Genomic DNA, 19,993 nt, shown 5'->3' with positions numbered 1-19,993 from the left:
TGATGGCAGCAAAACCAGGGCTGTCCCAGGTCTTTGCGGTGCGCCCCCCCTACAGTTTCATGGCTCGCAAACTCTTGGGACAGCCCCCGATGACCCTGGTGACAGTCCCGAGCTTACTGCAAAGTTGCTTAAACTAGCGCCGTTCTATCTTTTCCCCGGATTTTTTAACCATGCCAAAATTCTCTCAGCACCTGCTCCTTGTTGGCAGCGGTAAACTGACAATTAAAGCGCCTGGTGTTGCTGCTGGCCTGATCGATTTCTTCAGTGAACATCCCGATCTGCACACCCGTGGGCTGAAGGCCCTCCAATAACGCATACACCTGAGCATTGACCTCGTCAGGGGTCAGGTGCCGATTGCCCTTTTCGGCCAGCATATTTCTTTCGTATACAGATGTTTTCGCGGGGTTGATTGAGAGCAGGGTCAGGTATTTGATATCAATGCTGTGCAGAAGCTCCAAGGTCCCGGCAACGTGGCGCTCCGAGAACTTCAAACCCCCGACGCCGGGCATCAGCATGGCAGAAACATCGATCTCCGCCTCGACCAGCTTCTGCGCAGCAGCAATCATGTCGGCGCGGGTACAGTCCTTGTTGATATAATTCAAGACCGCATCGGAACCGCTCTCCAGCCCCCAGTAAATCAAGGACAGCCCCGCTTCTTTGAGCCTTTTCAACTCGTCGACAGACTTTTCCAGGATCGAGGCGGTTCGGCCATACAGGGAGATTTTCTGTGGAGCGAAGATCTCCCGCGCATAATCCAGGGATGACAGCAGCAATTCGGTCGCAACCCCCAACGAGTTTCCGCTCCCGATAAACAATCTCTGTATCCGTGATTTCTCTGCCCCTATCGATTCGGCAACACCGTCGACATGCGCTTTAAACTCTGCGAAGGATTTGGTCTCGGCTGGCAGATCAGTATACTCGGAGCAGAAAGTGCACTGGTTGTAGTCACAGCCGGTGGTGAGTTCCAGCCGTAACACATGGGCTTTTCTTTCGGAGGGGGGTGAGGACAGGGTCGGAGAACTGAACAGGTTCTGATCCCGGTAGGCTTTATCACACTCGGGCGCAAGCACGGGAAAAATCCGCTCCAGCACGGCAACCAGCTCAGCACCGTCAACCTTCAGGAAGCCGCTATCAAGCAGAAATTGGACAGCACGCTCCGCAGCAAAGGCATAGACCGAAGAATCAAGGCTGGCACGCATCGCTCTGAGCAGGACATCATTCAGGAAATAGTCCGCCACACCGTGGAGATCCTGGTGCCGGGCGAGGAGCTGCTCCGGCGTCACGACCTCAAGCTCCTGATCGGCAAGCTCCTTGTTAAACAAATCCACCGAAAAACGCCCGGCCGTGGAATAAAACCTGACCTGTGAGGCCCCGGCCGCTTGGTCGATAATAAAACCTTCACTGCCTGGCTTGACGTGGATATTGGCGCTCGCCATTTTCACCCTCACCCGGGCCCCCGTTTTTAACCCCACGCAATCCTCAAGACCAAGGGCTTGAATCAGGACCGGAAGCAGATGTTTTTTTAAGGCTGGGTAAGACATCTCGCTCGAGATAACGGCAGGAACGGCAAGGTCTCGATTGACCCTGGCCGCCAAAGCACGAACAGCCTTTTCGATCACCCCGATTTTATCAGCCTGCTGCTGAAATAGCGAAGCGATCCCGTCAAAATAAGGAAACAGGCTGTAAATGCCGTGGTTACTCAATTTACTGAGCAATTTATCCCGGGTCATCCGGTGACCGTATAGCTGCCTGAGCATCCACAGTAATTCATCTTGACTGACAAACATAAGCTCACGACCTGAATAAGTTTTCAATGACCGGAGAAAACCCCGCTATGCCAAGCGCCGTCAGAATCAGGGAGACACCGCATAGAGCTCCAGCTTCCGATACAGGGTGGCAACACTGATGTTGAGTTCTTTGGCGGCCTGGGTCTTATTCCCGGCAGTAATCTCCAGGGCCGCCAGGATACCCTTTTTCTCCAGTTCGTCGAGGGGCACAATCCGCCTCGAATCCATCGCCACAGCGCCTTGCCGACGCAAATCTTCCGGAAAATCAACAAAATCTATTTTGTCTTCCAGACACATCGCCACAGCGTATTCAATGGTATTCTGCAACTCCCGGACATTGCCCGGCCAGTCATAATGAATCAGACAGTCCGCAGCTTGCGGGGTAAAAGACATCGGCCCCCTGCTGCTCTGCTGCGTTGCTCTGTCCAGAAAGCGTCGGGCCAGAGGCAAAATATCCTCCCGCCGTTCCCGCAGTGGCGGAATTTTCAGTTCAATCACCTGCAACCGATAAAACAGATCCTGTCGAAAATTTCCGGCTTGCACCTCCTCGGCCAGTTTTTTGTTGGTCGCCGCGACAATGCGAAAATCGACCGGCCGGGCACAGGTTTCTCCGACCCGACAGATCTCTTTTTCCTGTAGAACCCGTAAAATTTTGACCTGCATCCCCGGCGATATTTCACCGATTTCATCAAGGAACAGGGTCCCTCCGTCCGCGGCTTCAAAAAAACCGGCCCGATCTTTCGTGGCTCCGGAAAAAGCCCCTTTAACGTAACCGAAGAGCTCGCCTTCCAACAAACTTTCGGTGATCGCCCCGCAATTGATCGCCAGAAAGGGCATCTTGGCCCGGGGTGAGCGCTCATGAATGAAGCGGGCCATACGCTCTTTGCCGACCCCGGTTTCACCGGAGATCACCACCGAAGAATCTCCTTTGGCGACCCGCTCGGCCATTTCCAGGACCGCCAGCATGGCCGAGCTTTTTGAATAACTGCCGAAGTCGTTGTTCTGGTAATCGAGCATATCCAGGCGCTGTTTCTTTTCTTTCAGCTGTTCCTCAACATCTTTGATCCGCTGGGTCAGCAGAGAGAAGATCGCATCAGAACATTCCAGATCATAGTATTTCAGCTGATCGGCAAACCGTCCGTCCCAGTCTTCCTGGTAACGTGCCTCGACCTGGCACAAGGAATCACCTTTGCCCTGACAATGGGTTTCGATAAAGAACACATCGCGGCCGCGTCGCTTGGAGACAAAACCGCTGGCAAAACCGGCGATGGTCCAACAAACGGCTTCATCCGCCACGCCGAAATGGAGGCGGTGCTGCTCTGCCTCATAAGAATCTTTCCAAACCGTGCGGATCAGCGGTCCACCGTCAGCACCATCACTTTTTTCATGGGAGACCGGGGTCAGGTGCCCGTACAGGGAATGCAGGTACGGCCCGGTAAAATGACGCTGGATTGAATCGAAAAGGTCCATTTCCAGCATTTCGGCCAACCGCCAGCCCTGCGCATAACCGAACCGGGTCAGGATGGATTTGGTCGCGGCCAGCCCCAGCGTTTCAATCAAGTTTTTGCGCAACAATCCATGGGCAAAAGCGTCAAAAAGCAGGGTACGCTGCTTTTCAAAAAAACGGATGATCCCGCTGCAGTCGTCGCGGGAAAGAAATTCGTTGAAGTTCAAATAATTCCAGTGCATCAACCGACCCTCTCAAATTGCGATGATCATTTCTCATTTTGCAGTAGATTGTTACATATTCGCCGATCAAACCACCAAAAGCCAGCCTTTTTATAACTGGCACATATCCTGCTGAACATAACAGTCATTCAGCTGAATAAAACTTTATTTTTGATTTCCCAACCAGTGAGCAACCGCCTGTCGATTTTGTCCATGAATCGCCGGCTGTTTCTTTACTTTGACTTGGTATGTGCGAAAAAGGAGATTTGTATGGTAAAGCGACAAAGATTGTCGTGCTTCAAGGGCATCTGCGGATGCCTGCTGCTGCTCCCCCTGCTGACGTTAATTTCCTGCAGTGACAACGATGACAAACACAGTTCTTCTCTGCCGCAGCTGAGCGCTGCGGAAAGTTCTCAATTACTGACCTGCACCGATCTGGCAGGCCAGTTTTCTTTTGCCAACACCGAAATCACTGCGGTGGAAACGGTCGCAGCCGGAACCCTGACCGTTGGTGGCCATGACATCGCTGAACATTGCCTTGTCACCGGCAAAATGAACGAGCGCGCCAGTTGGGTTAACACCGCCGTCGAAGACGCCAGCTATGCCATCAGCTTTGAAATGCGCCTGCCCGTCGACTGGAATGGCCGCTTTTTCTATCAAGGCAACGGTGGTTTGGACGGATCCGTTAAAACTGCGGTGGGCGCCGTCAGTGGCGGCGGCTATCTGACCAATGCCCTGGACATGGGCTTTGCGGTGATCAGTTCCGATGCCGGCCACAGTGGCAACAGCCCGTTTTTCGGCCTCGATCCCCAGGCTCGCCTGGACTACGGCTATAATGCCGTGGCCAGTCTGACCCCCATGGCCAAAGCGCTGATTACGGCGGCCTACGGCCGCGGTCCGGACCGTTCCTACATCGGTGGCACTTCCAACGGTGGTCGCCACACCATGGTCGCAGCGACCCGCGAGCCGGAAGAATACGACGGCTACATGGTCGGCGCACCGGGCTTCCACCTGCCCAAAGCGGCCATTGCTCAACTGTTCGGTGCCCAACAGTATGCCAAGGTCATTGAAAAGGAAGGGGTTACCCCGGCATTATCCGGCAATTCATCCAACCTCAACCTGGCTTTCACTCAAGAGGAACGTCAATTGGTGGCCGATGCCATCCTGGAAAAATGTGACGCCCTCGACGGTGCAACGGACGGCATGGTCGAAGATGTCGAAGGCTGCCACAACAGCTTCAACCTGCTCACCGCCGTGCCGACCTGTACCTCGGACCGTGACGGAACCTGCCTGTCGGAAGATCAAAAGAGCGCCATCTCCGCCATTTACTCCGGCGCCCGCAATAGCCAGGGTGAGGCTCTTTATAACGACTGGCCCTATGATCCGGGCTTGATCAGCAGCGGTTGGGCAGCCTGGGAATTCGACAACTCGGTCACCAATCGCGATCCGGTCTCCGTCGCCTTCGTCTTCATGAGCCCGCCGGAAGATCCGAGTGTGAATGATGACACTCTCGGCTACGCCCTTGATTTCAACATGGACACCGATGCCCCGAAAATTTTCGAAACCAGCGGCATCTACACCGAAAGCGCCTGGTCCTTCATGACCCCGGTCAATGAAACCAACCTGAGCGTGTTGCGTGATCGCGGTGCCAAAATGATCGTTTATCATGGGACTTGCGACCCGGTCTTCTCGGTCAACGACACCACCGACTGGTACGATGCCGTCACCGAAGCCAACGACGGCGATGCCACCGACTTTGTCCGCTTTTTCCGAGTGCCCGGCATGAGTCATTCCCGCAACGGGATTGCCACCGACCAGTTCGATGCCCTCTCCGCTCTGGTTGATTGGGTCGAGAAAGGCGTCAAACCTGACCGGATCATCGCAACGGCACGGGGCGATGTTAACAACCCCGGCGGACAGAATACCGAAATTCCGGACAGCTGGGATCCGAACCGGACCCGGCCGCTGTGCCCCTACCCGAAAATCGCGGTGTTCACCGGTACCGATGCGACCAGTGATCAAATTGAAGATGCCGCTAACTTTACCTGCCAGTAAAACGGTAACGTTCAGCACTTTTACCGCTTGAACCGCCAAGAACAGGGAGGGGCAAACCCTCCCTGTCATAAAAAAGCCCCTGCTCTCAATTGAGAGCAGGGGCTTTGAGTTTATCGACCGAAGCGGTCCGCAACCCGGGCAGATCTTTTCAATCGGTTTAGAAATCGTCCCAGCCGTCCACCACCGAAGACTGGTTATAGGCGGACACCGTCGCTTCGAAAAAGTTGCTTTTGACATCCCCTTCCCCTTCGGTATCGGCCAGTTTTTCCAGGTGCTGATAGGGATTCTTATCGAATCCCTCATAGAGTCTCCCCGGAAAGCCGAGCCGGTTCCAGCGTTCGTTGGCCAGCCACTTGGTATACATCTCGGTGGTCTCTTCACTGACCCCGAGCACTCCGTCGCCGATAATATGATTGGTCCAGTCGATCTCCTGCCCCACCGCAAAACGGAACATTTTCTCCACCTCTTCCGGCGGGAAAAAGTCGGGACGCAGCTCGCGGATTTCCCGGACAATCAGCTCGAACAGCACACAGTGGGTCAGCTCGTCACGGTTGATATAACGAATCACCTCGGACGTCCCGATCATCAGATGGCGGCTGGCCAGGTTGTAGAAGAAGTTGAAGCCGTTGTAGAAATACAGTCCCTCAAGCAGATAGTTGGCAATCAGCACCCGATAAAATCCTTCGTCTGAGGGGGTATCGAGAAAATCCTGATAGATCTGGGCGACATATTTGTTGCGCTCGAACAACACCTTGTCGGTGCGCCATTTATCATAGATGCTGTTGCGCCGCTCGGCCGGAATGATCGACTCGACAATGTACTGATAGCTCTGACTGTGCACCGCCTCCTGGTACTGCTGGATGGCGAGGAGCAGGTTCACTTCCGGTGCGGTGATGTAGTCGTTGATATTCGACAGGTTGTTGGTCTGGATACTGTCGAGAAAAATCAGAAACGACAGAATGCCGTCATAGGCCTGGCGTTCTTCCACCGTCAGATGCTTGTAGGGTTCAATATCCGCAGCCAGGTCGATCTTTTCCGGAATCCAGAAGTTGGCCATCATGTTGCGATACATCTTGTTGGCCCACTGATAGCGGACATTGTTCAGATTGAAAATATTGGTACTGTTACCGCCGATGATCCGCCGCGCATCCAGGGAATCATCCCCTTCCGGGTTAAACAGTCGCTTTGGTTCCATTCATCATCTCCTGATTGAAGCAAATTTAAACAATTGCGGACTCCCGCTTTGACAGCACCAGTCATCCCAACCTTCCCCCTTGATGGGGGAAGGTTGGGATGGGGGTGCAGGACGCTGCTGAGCGGCTACCCGGATATTGTACTATAAAGTTTGAGATCGGCCGCGTCAAAACCAGCCGTGAGACGGCACAACAAAACTATATCAGCCGGCGCAGGAAATGCATTCCTCTTTGCTCGAAGAGATGTTGCTGTTCTTCTGGATACTGCGGGTATAGTAGATTGCCTTGCAACCTTTTTTCCAGGCGTCCATATGGGTCTGGAAGATATCTTTGGCGGTGAGGTTATTGTTCAGGTTGAACAACAGTTCCATGGAAATACCGGTATCGATATAACGCTGCAGGCGGGACACGATATCGACCACCACCCGCTGGTCGATGTGTTTGGATTCCTGATAATGCCAGAGCTTCTCCTTGATGTAGGGCGGCACAATGGGGACGGTCCCGTTGCTGTTGTTGTCGATATAAAACTTACTGAACACCGGCAGAATACTGGCGGTACAGCCCTGGACGATGGAACTGCTGGTGTTGGGGGCGATGGCGGTGATGTGGCTGTTGCGGATGCCGTGCTCGGCAATCCGCGTGAACAGGCCATCCCAGTCGAGGCTGCCGTGTTCCGCAAACCAGCTGCGCTCACGGCTGAGAATCAGCCCCTTGGACCAGTCGCTCCCCTCAAACAGCGGGTAGCGGCCACGTTCTGCGGCCAGAGCGCAGCTGGCCGAGGTGCAATGATAGGCAAAGGCCTCGGCCAATTTATCAACCGCGTCACCGGCCCCGACATAGGGGATATCGTGCTTGGCCAGATAATCGGCCAGCCCCATCATCCCCACGCCGATGGTCCGCAGCAGTTCATTGTGACGTTGCCCTTCGGCCACCGGCACATCGGTGATGTCGATACAGTTATCGAGGATGCGCACCGAGGTTTCGCAGACCGCGGGCAGCTCGTCGACCGCCACATTGGCCATATTGATGGAGACCAGGTTGCAGGTATGGACCAGACCCGGCTCAACCTCGCGACTGATGGTATCGTTTTCGAAGCGCTGCGGACCGATCCGGGTCGGTTTGACCACCGAATAGGACTCCACGCAGAGATTGGTGCAGGGGATGATGCCGATATGTTTATTGGGATTGGCCCGGTTAATGGTGTCTTTGAAAGCGATATAGGGCATCCCGGTCTCGACCTGAACCTTCATGATCTGTTTATAGAGGGCCTTGGCATTGACCTTTTCGAACAGTTCGATCTTGCCGGCCACAACCTCGGCATACAGCTCATCCAGCACCCGGGAGAACTCATCCCCCCACAGGTCGGCCAGCTCATAGCCATATTTGCTGCGGATCTCATGGGGATCGAACAGATACCAGTCCTCCCCCTGCTCCACGGCCCGCATGAAGCGGTCGGTCACCACCACCTGGGGAAAGACATCATAGGCCTTGCGGCGCTGGTCGCCGTTTTCGGTCTGCAACTCAAGAAAATCCTCCATGTCCAGGTGCCAGCTGTCCAGGGCCACGGTCACGGCCCCGGCCCGCTTGCCCCCCTGGTTGAAATACAGGGCAATGTCATTGACCACCCGGACATTGGGCACCACCCCCCCGGCCCGGCCCAGGGAATTGCGGATTCGCGCCCCTTGCGAACGGATCCGGCTGATGCTGACCCCGACCCCGCCTCCGCCTGAGCTGATCTGGCCGACCTGCTCAAAGGTATGGAAGATGCTGTTGGTATCGTCGTCAAAAGCTGTGATAAAGCAGCTCGACAGATTGCCGTTGGGCTTGCGCAGGTTGATCAGAATCGGCGTGGCCAGGGAAATCTTGCGCCGCGCCAGCATCTCATAGGTATCGCGAACCCGCTCCAGGCGGACCTCCCCCGGCTGATTCTGCTCGATGAGCAGAGCAATGGTCAGCAGCGCCTCCTGCGGCATTTCGATCACCCGGTTATCGTATTCCAGCATGTACCGCCTGATCAGCAGGCTGATCCCGGCATAATCATAATCGTAATCGTATTCCTGTTTCAGGAACTGGCCGGCCTTGTGGAGCTCTTTTTCGGAGTATTTTTCCAACAGCACCGGCGAGTAAATCCCCTTGGCGACAAAATCCTTCACCGTCCGGCAATAACTCGGATAACGGTACTCATAGGGAATCTTCCTGGCCATATGGACCCGTTTATAAAAATCGACCAGCTTCAGCCGCGCCGCCAGAATCCGCCAGTCCGGCTCCTCGATGGAGGTCAACCGCAATGACGTCTCGATGACCGTCTCATGAATGGCCCCGGTCGTCATATTGTTGCGAAAATGAATCTCCAGATTCGATTCGAGCTTAATGGGATTAATGTCCAACCCTTCCGCCGCCCAGCGGATCACCTTGCGAATCTTGGCTATATCCAGGGGAGCTGACTCCCCGTTTCTCTTTATCACCCGATAACGCTTTGCCATGCTGCATACCTCCAATTTGAGTCAAGCCACTACATATAGTGTCACAGAAATCTGATTATACATTATCTGGAGATAAAATTAAGACCAAAATTGTCATCTTGACAATTTTATAAAACCCTATTCTTGACTCTTCCGCAAAAGAATATGAGCGCTGCCCTGTACAGCAACCAGTTCATAAGATATTTTATAAAGAAGGCTCCGGATCAGAATCAGGCCTGCCGGCAGCCTTCCACAGAAAGAATTTCAGGCACTTTTTCAGACTTCATACTTAAAAGCAGGAGGCCCGTAGCCTACTTCCGATCATTAAACCCGCATTCAATTCCATCTTGAGGGGAGGACTCTATGCTGTTTTTCATCTTGATGCTGATCGTCATCTGGATATTGTTGGTCTTTGAAGCCCCCCTTGCCATACATACGGCGGTGGTAGCCGGCATGCTGTTTTTCGCCGGCTGGCACTGGAGCAGCCCGGTTCTGGTCATCGTCTGGAGCCTCTTCATCCTGATTGCGCTGGTGCTGAACTTAGCTCAGGTCCGCAAGCAGGTCCTCACCCGCCCGCTGTTGAAATTGTTCAGAAAAATCAAACCACGGCTGTCCGCCACCGAGCAGGCCGCCCTGGAAGCCGGCGATGTCTGGTGGGACGGCGACCTGTTCAGCGGGCGCCCTGACTGGGACAAACTGCTGGCGGTTCCGCCGGCGACTTTGAGTGCGGAAGAGCAGGCCTTTCTGGACGGTCCGGTCAATGAGCTCTGCGCGTTGCTCGACGACTGGGAGATCACCCAGCAGCGCCAGGATCTGCCCCCCGCGGCATGGAAAATGATCAAGGAACAGGGCTTTTTTGCCCTGATCATTCCGAAAAAGTATGGCGGCCTGGAATTTTCGGCCATGGCCAACAGCGCTCTGATCACCAAACTGGCTTCCCGCAGCCTCACCGCGGCGGTCACCGTGATGGTCCCCAACTCCCTCGGCCCGGCCGAACTGCTCATGCATTACGGCACCGAGGAGCAGCGGGATTACTACCTGCCCCGTCTGGCGCGTGGAGAAGAGGTCCCCTGTTTTGCCCTGACCGGCCCCAATGCCGGCAGTGACGCAGCGTCCATCCCGGATATGGGTGTGGTCTGCAGCGGCGAATGGCAAGGGGAACAGGTCACCGGAATCCGCCTCAACTGGGAAAAACGTTACATCACCCTCGGCCCGGTGGCGACCCTGCTCGGGCTGGCCTTTCGCCTCTACGATCCGGAGCGACTGCTCGGTGGGCAGGAGGATATCGGCATCACCTGTGCGCTGGTGCCGACCGACCTGCCCGGCATCGAAATCGGCCAACGCCACAACCCGCTCAACGTCCCGTTCATGAACGGCCCCAACTGGGGGCATGATGTCTTTATTCCCCTGGAGATGATCATCGGCGGTCGCAGCGGCGCGGGCAAAGGCTGGCAGATGCTGATGCAATGTCTTTCCGCCGGGCGTGGCATCTCGTTACCGGCGCTCAGTGTCGGTGCGGCCAAACTGGTGGCCCGGGATACCGGGGCCTATGCTGCGGTCCGCCGCCAGTTCGGCCTGCCCATCGGCCGTTTTGAAGGGATCGAAGAAGTCCTCACCCGCATCGCCGGCGAGACCTGGCTGATGAATGCCGCCCGTGACCTGACCTGCGCCGCTCTCGACCAGGGGTCAAAGCCGGCGGTCATTTCCGGCATCGTCAAACAGAACCTGACCGAACGGATGCGCGCGGTCGTCAATGACGGTATGGATATCGAAGGTGGCAAAGGCATTTGTCTGGGGCCGAACAACCATCTGGCCTCCGCCTACCAGGCGATCCCCATCGGTATTACCGTCGAAGGGGCCAATATTCTTACCCGCAGCATGATCATCTTTGGCCAGGGAGCGATCCGCTGTCATCCCTGGATTCTCCAGGAGCTGCGTGCGGCCGACAACCCCGACCCCAGGGAAGCCCTGAACAAGTTCGACGAAGCCTTTTTCGGTCATCTCGGCTTGAGCCTGCGCAACGGCGCATCGGCCCTCTTCTACGGTCTGACCGGAGGATATTTCATTGCCGTGCCGGAATCCCCGCAACGCCGCTGGTTTCAGCAGGTCACGCGCTATTCTACGGCTTTCTCCCTGACCGCCGACCTGCTCATGGTCACCCTGGGCGGGCGGCTGAAGCTGAAGGAAAAAATAACCGGACGCATGGCCGATATCCTCAGTGAACTCTATCTGCTGTCGGCCGCGTTAAAGGCTGTCGCCAGCGGAGGTGCTGCCAATCAGGAAGTGCTGCTCGAGTGGAACTGTCGCCGCTCCATTGACCGGATTCAGGAGAATTTCCTGGCCATTATCCGCAACCTGCCGCTACCGCTGCGGATCCTCCTGCGGGTGCTGATCTTCCCCCTCGGCGCCTGGGCAGCCCCGCCGGACGACAAGCTCGGCGGTGCGGTGGCGGCAACCATCCTGACCCCCGGCCCGCAGCGTGACCTGCTCACGGCAGGACTCTATCTGTCCGCAGACGACCAGGCTCCCGACCGGATCCTGACTGCCGCTTTCCAACTGGCCGCAGAGACCGATGCCCTGGAAAAAGATCTCCGCCATGCCCTCAAGGTGGGAACCCTGAATGCGCGTCAGGCCGATCTGCTCGAGCAGGCGGTCAAGCAGGGGATCATCTCCGCCGAGGAAAAAGAACGCCTGCAGCGGGCCCGCGATCTCAGGCAACGGGTCATTGCCGTCGATGCTTTCTGACCCAAAGAGAGCAAACAGGGCACAGGGGCCGGTCGGCTTTCTCCGGCCGGAACAGAGACCCTCATAGAGCGGTCAAGAGATTTGACCGAAACATCGTCGCCCATGAACCACGAGGAGAGGCACATGGTTGCAGCTAAACAATCACCGACTCGAAACTACCCCCGCCCGGTCTATGTTGTAGACGGGGCACGGACGCCGTTTCTCAAGGCCAAAGGACGCCCGGGGCCGTTCAGCGCGGCGGATCTGGCCGTCAATGTCGGCCGCGCGCTGCTCGCCCGGCAGCCGTTTGCCGCGGACCAGCTCGATGAAGTCATTCTCGGCTGCGTCATCCCGGCGGCCGACGAAGCCAATATCGCCCGGGTCGTTTCCCTGCGTCTCGGCTGTGGTGAACGGGTTCCGGCCTGGACCGTGCAACGCAACTGTGCCTCCGGCATGCAGGCCCTGGCCACGGCCGCGGAGCGCATCGCCGCGGGCTATTCCGGGCTGATCCTCGCCGGCGGCACAGAGGCCATGAGCCAAGCGCCGGTGCTGTGGCGGGCAAGCATGGTCAACAAACTGGCCGACTGGCAGCAGGCCCGTAATTTTTTCCAGAAGCTGAAGGTCTTGGGCAGCCTGCGCCCCGCCGACCTGGCTCCGGTCATCGGTCTGTTGCAAGGTCTGACCGACCCGACCACCAACCTGAGCATGGGGCAGACCGCAGAAAACCTGGCGACCCGCTTCGATATCAGCCGCGAACAGATGGACCGTTTCGCCCTGCAGAGCCATCAACGCCTGGCCGCGGCCATCGACAATGCCGCTTTGGAGGAAATCATCCCCCTCTACAGTACCGACGGACGGGCCATCGAAAACGATGAAGGCCTACGCCGGGATGGCGATCTTGGCAAGCTCGCCAAACTCAAGCCGGTGTTCGATCGGACCTACGGCCGGGTGACCGCTGGCAATAGCGCCCAGGTCACCGATGGCGCGGCCCTGTTACTGCTGGCCGACGCCGCCACTGTGGAGCGTTTTGATCTGCCGGTGCTGGGAGAACTGCTTGGGACCGCCTGGTCCGGACTCGATCCGGCCCAGATGGGGCTCGGCCCGATTTACGCCATGGATGCTGTGCTGCGCAATCACCCCGGCCCGCTTCCGCCCATCGATTTGTGGGAGATCAATGAAGCCTTTGCCGGCCAGGTCCTGGCCTGCCTCGCCGCCCTGACGGATGAACAGTGGCAGGAGCAGGAGTTGGGCGGACCCACCTTGATACCACAGATCAGCCCGGATCGCCTCAACGTTGACGGCGGCGCGATCGCCATCGGTCACCCGGTTGGTGCCAGTGGCGCGCGGATCGTGCTGCACCTATTACAGGCCCTGCGCAGGCGCAACGCCAGCCACGGCATCGCGTCCCTCTGCATCGGTGGTGGCCAGGGCGGCGCCATGCTGGTCGCGGCCGGCCGTCAAGACGCCCAGCCCGGTAAAGGAGAGCACAAATGACCGAACATACCGACTATCGACACTGGACCTGGTCAATCGCCGAAGATCACATCCTTCACCTGACCCTGGACCGCGCCGACAGTTCTCAGAACAGCCTGTCACGGGAGGTGCTGGAAGAACTGGAACAGATTGTCCTGCGCATCGAACGGGAACGCCCCCAGGCGCTGATCCTGCGCTCGGGAAAACCAGGCAGTTTCATCGTCGGCGCGGATGTCTCCGAATTCAGCGGTTTCACGGCGGCGGAAGAGGCGGCGATCTATATCCGCAAAGTCCAGCAGAGCTTCCTGCGCCTGGAACAGCTCTCCCTGCCGACCCTGGCCATCATCGACGGTCCCTGCCTGGGGGGCGGGCTGGAACTGGCCCTGGCCTGTCGTTACCGCATCGCCGTAGACGACCCCGCAACCAGCCTCGGTTTCCCCGAGATCAAGCTCGGCATTCATCCCGGCTTCGGCGGCACGGTCCGTTCGGTCCAGCGCATCGGCGCACTCCCTGCCCTGCAACTGATGCTGACCGGGCGCAGCCTTTCGGCCGGACAGGCCCGGCGCAACGGCCTGGTCGACGCCAGCGTGCCGCGCCGGGTGCTGGCCAACGCCATCAAGGTCTTTCTCCAAAACCCGCCCCGCCAACAGCAACCAGGGCTGGGGCAACGGCTGCTCAACAGTACGCCATTACGTCCTTTGTTGGCCGGGCTGTTGCGCCGCAAAATCGCGGCCAAAGTCGCCCCGCAACATTATCCGGCGGCGGGGGCCCTGCTTGACCTGTGGCGTGAGCATGGCAACGATCCGGAGCAGATGTATCAAGCCGAAGCAGAATCCGTGGCCCGATTGCTGAGCGGACCCACCGCCCAGAACCTGGTGCGGGTGTTCTTCCTGCAGATGGCGTTGAAAAACCGTGGCAAGAGCGCCGCTCCCCTGCGCCGGGTTCATGTCATCGGTGCCGGCAGCATGGGGCGCGACATCGCCGCCTGGTGTGCGCTGCAGGGGCTTCAGGTCAGCCTGCAGGACCTTGATCCACAGGCCTTGGGGCGCGCCATTGCCGCCGCCGACAAACTGTTCAGCAAAAAACTCCGGAAAAAACACCTGATCAGAGCGGCCCACGATCGGCTCATGGCCGATCCCGGCGGACTCGGCCTGCAGCGTGCCGAACTGGTCATCGAAGCGATTGTCGAAGATGCCGAGGTCAAGAAAAAGCTCTATCAGACCATCGAGCCGCAGTTGGCGGCGGATGCCATTCTCGCCAGCAACACGTCCAGCATCCCCCTGGAAGAGCTGGCCGCCAGCCTGGCCCGACCGGAACGCTTTTTAGGCATCCATTTCTTCAACCCGGTGCCCAAGATGCCTTTGGTCGAAGTGGTGACAGCGGCGGCCTCAGCCCCGGAGGTCATCGCCCGGGGAGAAAGTTTCGTCCAGCAGATCAAGCATCTGCCGTTGCCGGTGAAAAGCGCCCCCGGCTTCCTGGTCAACCGGGTGCTGATGCCCTATCTGCTGGCCGCGGTCAAACTGGTGGAAGAGGGGTATAAACCGGCCAGCATCGACCAGGCCGCCCTCTCTTTCGGCATGCCCATGGGTCCGCTGCACCTCGCCGACCAGGTCGGTCTCGATATCTGCCTGTCCGTCGCCAAAGTCTTTGCCGAGCACTTCAAGCAGCCGATTCCGGAGATTCTGACCCGGATGGTCGCTGCCGGGCAGCTGGGCAGCAAAAGCGGGCAGGGCTTTTATCGCTACCAACGGGGCCGGAAAAAACGTTCCTGGAAAGATTGGCAGAAAACCCCGGCCGATCCGCAGCTGACCGAGCGACTGCTCAACCCCTTGTTTGCTGAAGCCCAGGCCTGTCTCGCCGAGGGGGTGGTCAGTTCAGCCGACCTGGTGGATGCCGGAATGATTTTCGGGACCGGGTTCGCACCCTTCACTGGCGGCCCCCTGCACTATCTGCAGCAGCGCCAGGAGGCCACTTAGCGAGCTGTCGAAAAACAGCCCGCCGAGCCCATGGATGGGCATTTTCAACAATCTGTTAGCGCTCACCACAAGGAGGCACCATGAAGAATATCGATCTGATTCCTCCCCAAGATGCGCAAACCTTGTCCGGCCTGTTCGCGGAGCGGATCAAACGCAGCCCCGCCAAGACCGCCTATCGATATTATCAAGAGTCTTCCCAAAGCTGGCTGGACTGCAGCTGGCAGGAAACCGGCCAACGGGCGGCACTCTGGCAACAGGCCATGCGTAACGACAACCTGCAGGCCGGGGACCGGGTTGCGGTGATGCTGAAAAATTGTCTGGAATGGGCTCTCTTCGACCTGGCCGCAACCGGCCTGGGGCTGGTCACGGTGCCGCTTTACGTCAATGACCGGCCGGAAAACTTCACCTACATCCTGCAATCGACCGGGGCGCGGTTGCTGTTGACGGACGGACTGGAACAATGGCAACGGATCGAGGAGGTGGGTGATAAACTCGACAACATCGAACGCATCGTCACTTTGCAGACGGTCTGTGAAGTCGATTGCGATCCGCGCCTGCGCCGCCTCGACCAATGGCTGCCCGAACGGGCGGAACAGGACTATTGCAGCACGCCGCAGGACCCCCACGCCCTGGCCACCATCGTATTCACCTCCGGCACCACCGGCCCGCCCAAAGGCGTCATGCTCAGTCATGACAACATTCTGCAGAACGCCGCCGCCGGGCTGAAACGGGTTACGGTTTACAGCGACGACCAGATGCTGTCGTTCCTGCCCCTGTCGCACATGTTCGAACGCACCGCGGGATACTATATTTCCATCATGGCCGGGGCTTGCGTCGCCTTCGTCCGCTCCATCGACCTGCTTGCCGAAGACCTGCTCAGTATCAAGCCGACCATCCTGGTCACGGTGCCGCGCATCTTTGAACGGATCTATAATAAAATGACTCTCAAGCTTGCCGACGAGTCGTGGCTGGCGCGCCAGATCTTCCAGCTGGCCGTTGCCTCGGGCTGGCATCATTTCCAGTATCACCGCCACCGCGAACCCTGGGCGATCCAGCTGCTGATCTGGCCGCTGCTGAAAATGATCGTCGGCCGCAAACTGGAACAGCGCCTTGGCGGCCGGTTGCGCCTGGCCATCAGCGGCGGCGCGCCGCTCTCCACCCCGATTGCGCAGACTTTCATCGGCCTTGGCATCACGATTCTGCAGGGCTACGGACTGACCGAGACCAGTCCGATCATCGCCGTCAATACCCTCGAAGACAACCAGCCCCTCAGCGTCGGCCGACCGCTGCCCGGGGTTCGGGTCAAGATCGGTGCCGACCAGGAACTGCTGGTGAAAGGACCGAACCTGATGCTCGGCTACTGGCAGCTGGATAAATCGATCATCGACGCCGACGGCTGGTTGCACACCGGCGACCAGGCCCGGATCGACCGCAAAGGCCGGATTCATATCATCGGCCGAACCAAGGAGATCATCGTCCTGTCGAGCGGAGAAAAGGTTCCCCCTGAAGACCTCCAGCTGGCCATCGCCACCGACCCGCTGTTCGAGCAGGTGCTGGTCATCGGCGAAAACCGCCCGTCCCTGGCCGCCGTGGTCGTGGTCAATCCGAGTCAATGGAAAACCCTGGCCGCAAAACTGGGCCTGGACGCCGCTGACCAGGACCAGCTGAACAGTTCGCAGGCCAAGCAGGCGCTGCTGGAAAAAATCGCTTACCGGCTCAAGGAGTTTCCCGGTTACGCCAAGATCCACCGGGTTCACGCCACCACCACCCCCTGGAATATCGATTCCGGCTTGATCACCGCCACTCTCAAGGTGCGCAGGGAACCGCTCATCGAGCAGTTCAAGGATGAAATCGACGCCCTTTATGCGGAGCAGCGCAGGAACGGTGACTAGCTCGAACGGCGCTCGTTTAAGAGTCGCTGGCAGCAAAACCGGGACTGTCCCCGCATGGGGGCTGTCCCAGGTCTTTGCGGTTCTAACCGATACAGTTTCATGGCTCGCAAACTCTTGGGACAGCCCCCGAATCGCGCTAGTTTAAGAGCAGATGGCAGCAAAACCGGGACTGTCCCCGCACGGGGGCTGTCCCAGGCTTTTGCGGTGCAAACCGCCAGCGTTCCAAGGGCCGCAAACATCTGGGACAGCCCCAGATAGGGCTTGGGACAGTCCCGAGTTTGCTACGAAGTTGTTTATCCGAGCGCCATTCCGTACTTGCCGCTCAGGATTCCTGCTGGCGGCAGGCGGTTTCTTTGGTCGCCGCCACACAGAGCAAGGCCACAACCGCCCAGACCAGCATCAGGGCAAACCCGGACCGGTAGGCGTTCAGTTCAAAAATGCGCGCCCCTGCCGCCATCCGCCCCTGCCATTGCAAATCGAGAATCCAGCCCACCGTGGGCTGGAGGATCATCGGCCCGAACATGGTTCCCATATTACAGACTCCGGCCGCAGTGCCGGCCAGGCGCAACGGAACCGATTCCTTGACAAAAGAAAAACCGATAATGATACCGCCGGCGGAAAAACCGATCACAATCAGCAGCGCGACCAGCACCGGCACCGGCAACCGCGGCCAGAGCAGAACCACTGCCCAGCCTGCAATCAGCACGCTGCAGCTCACTAAATAGGGCAGTTTACGTTTGCCGATGCGTTCGGACAGGCTACCGCAGATCGGCCCGCCAGCGGCCCAGGCCAGCAGCATTGCCGAACAGACCGCGGCCGCGGCGGGCAAGGACAAACCATAATGGGTGGTCAGAAACGGCACCCCCCAGAGCCCGGCAAAAGTGATCACGCTGCCGACCAGAGCACCCGGCGCAAGAGTCAACAGCCAGGTATTGCGATAGCGCAGAACCTGCCGCAAGCCGCTCAGCACGCCACCGTGACGATCCTTCGGCAGGGCGCTGAGCGGCGCATGACTCCGGTAACCCCGGGCCGCCGGATCATCCCGCACCACCAACCAGATCAGCACCGCGATCAGAAAAGGGAACAGCGCGGCGACCAGCATCACCGTCCGCCAGTTATAAGCAGCGATTAGCAGGCGCAGCGGCGTTCCGGCGAATACACCACCCATAATTCCCAGCAGCAGCGCCAGCCCCGAAGCCAGGGAAAACTGCCGCGGCGCCATCCAGTGACTGGACAGCTTCATCATCGCGACAAAGGCCACCGCCACCGATCCACCGATCAGCAGGCGGCCAAGGCAAGCCCATAACAAACCACCCGCCAGGGCAAAAATCAGGCTACCGAGACCGGCCACCAAAGCCCCTGCGGTCAACAGCCGCCGCGGCCCCCAGCCATCAGCCAGCAAACCGGTCGGAATCTGCATGGCCACATAGCTGTAAAAGTAAAAACCGGAGAGATTGCCCAGTCCGGTGGCCGACATATTGAAATCGTGCATCAGCTCAGAGGTCATGACTCCGGGAGCCACCCGCTGGAAAAAACCGATGATATAAAGTGCGGCACCCAGTCCCCAGCAGAGCCAGGCTAAAGTGGCGGGCGGCAAGGTCGTTCTGTGCATAGAGGCTCCTGACCAGCAGCGGTTTTTTGTCAAGGGTGATCATTCGGTCCGCAAAAACAGATATCAGAACAGCATTATACTTAAAACAAGACCTTGAAAATGCCCCATCCCTATCAAATCGTCAAGCTATTCCGTGAAACAATAAAACAACTTTATATAAAATTAAAAAAATACCCAATTCCACTGCATCTGGCCCCGCCGCAGCCGTGGAATAATTCCGGCCGGTTTTTTCCCATTGACCCACAAATCGGTTCTGCTACTCTTTTTCTGTTTTCCCGGCGGTGCACCCGACCGCATATCCGTAAATAGTTGTCATCCGGAAACGGCTCTTTTCCGCCGTGGCGGTGTCAATCTGCGGGCTTATTTGTGCGGCGTAAAGAACTACGCCTCCGCATAAGCCCTTGATTTCCTTGCCACAACGAAAAATTGCTCGTTTCCAATCTGAAAACTTATTTCGTTGGCATCCGGAGTTTCCGGATGCCAACGAAATAACTGCTTCTGAAGATCGCCATGACCCTGACCATGCTCTCCGTTTTCATCCCGACCTTTATCCTGGTTTCCCTGACCCCGGGGATGTGCATGACCCTGTCCTTGAGCCTTGGCATGACCATCGGCCTGCGCCGGACTTTCTGGATGATGTACGGCGAACTGCTCGGCGTCGGCCTGGTTGCGGCTGCTGCGGTGGTTGGCGTGGCGGCGGTGACCCTGCGCTACCCAGCCCTGTTCCTGCTTTTCAAAATTGCCGGCGGCACCTATCTGGGCTATCTCGGCGTCCAGTTGTGGCGCTCCCGGGGGGCGCTGGCCATGCGCTCCGACATGACCATCGGGCAGCGTAACATGTCCGCCCAAACCCTGGCCGCCCAGGGATTTGTCACAGCTGTGGCCAACCCGAAAGGCTGGGCCTTTTTCATTGCCCTGCTCCCCCCCTTCATTGATTACAGCCGCCCCCTGCCCGGTCAGCTGGGCATCCTGCTCAGCATCGTCCTGGCCATTGAATTCGCCAGTTTGATCATCTATGCCGGCAGCGGACGCGCCCTGCACCATCTGCTGCTGAAGAAGGGCAACCTGTTGCTGCTCAACCGCATCGCCGGCTCTGCCATGATCGGGGTGGGCATCTGGTTGGGGCTGGCCTGAGCGCTTCAGTTCCTTTC

11 protein-coding genes are annotated in these 19,993 nt (G+C 58.0%); 6 read left to right on the top strand and 5 right to left on the bottom strand.

The annotated features are described in order from the left end of the window. Positions 1-164: 164 nt before the first annotated feature. Both N909_RS0113575 and N909_RS0113570 read right to left on the bottom strand, forming a co-directional pair. Positions 165-1,787, bottom strand: a complete 1,623-nt coding sequence (locus N909_RS0113575) for a radical SAM protein (RefSeq protein ID WP_029915974.1) — start codon at positions 1,785-1,787, stop codon at positions 165-167. A gap of 66 nt (positions 1,788-1,853) precedes the next feature. Further along, positions 1,854-3,476, bottom strand: a complete 1,623-nt coding sequence (locus N909_RS0113570) for a sigma-54-dependent Fis family transcriptional regulator (protein ID WP_029915972.1) — start codon at positions 3,474-3,476, stop codon at positions 1,854-1,856. 249 nt (positions 3,477-3,725) lie between these two features. Between N909_RS0113570 and N909_RS0113565 the strand changes: the two genes are divergently transcribed. After that, positions 3,726-5,510 carry a tannase/feruloyl esterase family alpha/beta hydrolase gene (locus N909_RS0113565; protein WP_084167706.1) on the top strand — a complete coding sequence of 595 codons (1,785 nt, stop codon included), beginning with the start codon at positions 3,726-3,728 and terminating at the stop codon, positions 5,508-5,510. A 157-nt stretch (positions 5,511-5,667) separates the two neighbouring features. Here the strand turns inward: N909_RS0113565 and N909_RS0113560 are convergent, their stop codons facing one another. Further along, a complete protein-coding gene (locus N909_RS0113560; protein WP_029915968.1) occupies positions 5,668-6,705 on the bottom strand; it encodes a ribonucleotide-diphosphate reductase subunit beta in 1,038 nt (345 codons plus the stop codon). Positions 6,706-6,906: 201 nt separating this feature from the next. After that, positions 6,907-9,186: a ribonucleoside-diphosphate reductase subunit alpha gene (locus N909_RS0113555; RefSeq protein ID WP_036683176.1), complete on the bottom strand. Its 2,280-nt coding sequence runs from the start codon at positions 9,184-9,186 to the stop codon at positions 6,907-6,909. Between the two features lie 342 nt (positions 9,187-9,528). On the opposite strand from N909_RS0113555, the gene N909_RS0113550 reads away from it, so the two are divergent. The 4 genes from N909_RS0113550 (at position 9,529) to N909_RS0113535 (ending at position 17,230) form a co-directional block, all read left to right on the top strand. Next, on the top strand, positions 9,529-11,910 hold the full coding sequence (locus tag N909_RS0113550) for an acyl-CoA dehydrogenase (RefSeq protein WP_029915963.1): 2,382 nt from the start codon (positions 9,529-9,531) through the stop codon (positions 11,908-11,910). A 123-nt stretch (positions 11,911-12,033) separates the two neighbouring features. Then, positions 12,034-13,383, top strand: a complete 1,350-nt coding sequence (locus N909_RS0113545; RefSeq protein WP_051689756.1) for an acetyl-CoA C-acetyltransferase — start codon at positions 12,034-12,036, stop codon at positions 13,381-13,383. Continuing rightward, complete coding sequence (locus N909_RS0113540) at positions 13,380-15,338, top strand: 3-hydroxyacyl-CoA dehydrogenase NAD-binding domain-containing protein (RefSeq protein ID WP_051689755.1); 1,959 nt, start codon at positions 13,380-13,382, stop codon at positions 15,336-15,338. Before N909_RS0113545 ends, N909_RS0113540 begins: the two co-directional genes overlap by 4 nt. An 80-nt stretch (positions 15,339-15,418) precedes the next feature. Further along, positions 15,419-17,230, top strand: a complete 1,812-nt coding sequence (locus tag N909_RS0113535; protein ID WP_036683173.1) for an AMP-dependent synthetase/ligase — start codon at positions 15,419-15,421, stop codon at positions 17,228-17,230. A 322-nt stretch (positions 17,231-17,552) separates the two neighbouring features. Here N909_RS0113535 and N909_RS0113530 read toward each other — a convergent pair whose 3' ends face one another. Next, the gene (locus N909_RS0113530; protein ID WP_029915959.1) at positions 17,553-18,842 is read right to left on the bottom strand and encodes an MFS transporter; all 1,290 of its coding nucleotides are present in this window, start codon (positions 18,840-18,842) and stop codon (positions 17,553-17,555) included. 510 nt (positions 18,843-19,352) lie between these two features. Between N909_RS0113530 and N909_RS0113525 the strand changes: the two genes are divergently transcribed. Further along, the gene (locus N909_RS0113525) at positions 19,353-19,976 is read left to right on the top strand and encodes a LysE family translocator (protein ID WP_029915958.1); all 624 of its coding nucleotides are present in this window, start codon (positions 19,353-19,355) and stop codon (positions 19,974-19,976) included. The last annotated feature ends 17 nt before the right edge of the window (positions 19,977-19,993 follow it).

Source organism: Pelobacter seleniigenes DSM 18267 (assembly GCF_000711225.1).
GTDB classification, from domain to species: Bacteria; Desulfobacterota; Desulfuromonadia; order Desulfuromonadales; family Geopsychrobacteraceae; genus Seleniibacterium; species Seleniibacterium seleniigenes.
This window is presented reverse-complemented; position numbering and strand designations above follow the sequence as displayed.

Coding starts and splice junctions, on each gene's coding strand:
- N909_RS0113550 (WP_029915963.1), top strand. CDS start 9,529: ATGCTGTTTTTCATCTTGATGCTGATCGTCATCTGGATATTGTTGGTC.
- N909_RS0113565 (WP_084167706.1), top strand. CDS start 3,726: ATGGTAAAGCGACAAAGATTGTCGTGCTTCAAGGGCATCTGCGGATGC.
- N909_RS0113560 (WP_029915968.1), bottom strand. CDS start 6,705: ATGGAACCAAAGCGACTGTTTAACCCGGAAGGGGATGATTCCCTGGAT.
- N909_RS0113540 (WP_051689755.1), top strand. CDS start 13,380: ATGACCGAACATACCGACTATCGACACTGGACCTGGTCAATCGCCGAA.
- N909_RS0113575 (WP_029915974.1), bottom strand. CDS start 1,787: ATGTTTGTCAGTCAAGATGAATTACTGTGGATGCTCAGGCAGCTATAC.
- N909_RS0113555 (WP_036683176.1), bottom strand. CDS start 9,186: ATGGCAAAGCGTTATCGGGTGATAAAGAGAAACGGGGAGTCAGCTCCC.
- N909_RS0113570 (WP_029915972.1), bottom strand. CDS start 3,476: ATGCACTGGAATTATTTGAACTTCAACGAATTTCTTTCCCGCGACGAC.
- N909_RS0113525 (WP_029915958.1), top strand. CDS start 19,353: ATGACCCTGACCATGCTCTCCGTTTTCATCCCGACCTTTATCCTGGTT.
- N909_RS0113530 (WP_029915959.1), bottom strand. CDS start 18,842: ATGCACAGAACGACCTTGCCGCCCGCCACTTTAGCCTGGCTCTGCTGG.
- N909_RS0113545 (WP_051689756.1), top strand. CDS start 12,034: ATGGTTGCAGCTAAACAATCACCGACTCGAAACTACCCCCGCCCGGTC.
- N909_RS0113535 (WP_036683173.1), top strand. CDS start 15,419: ATGAAGAATATCGATCTGATTCCTCCCCAAGATGCGCAAACCTTGTCC.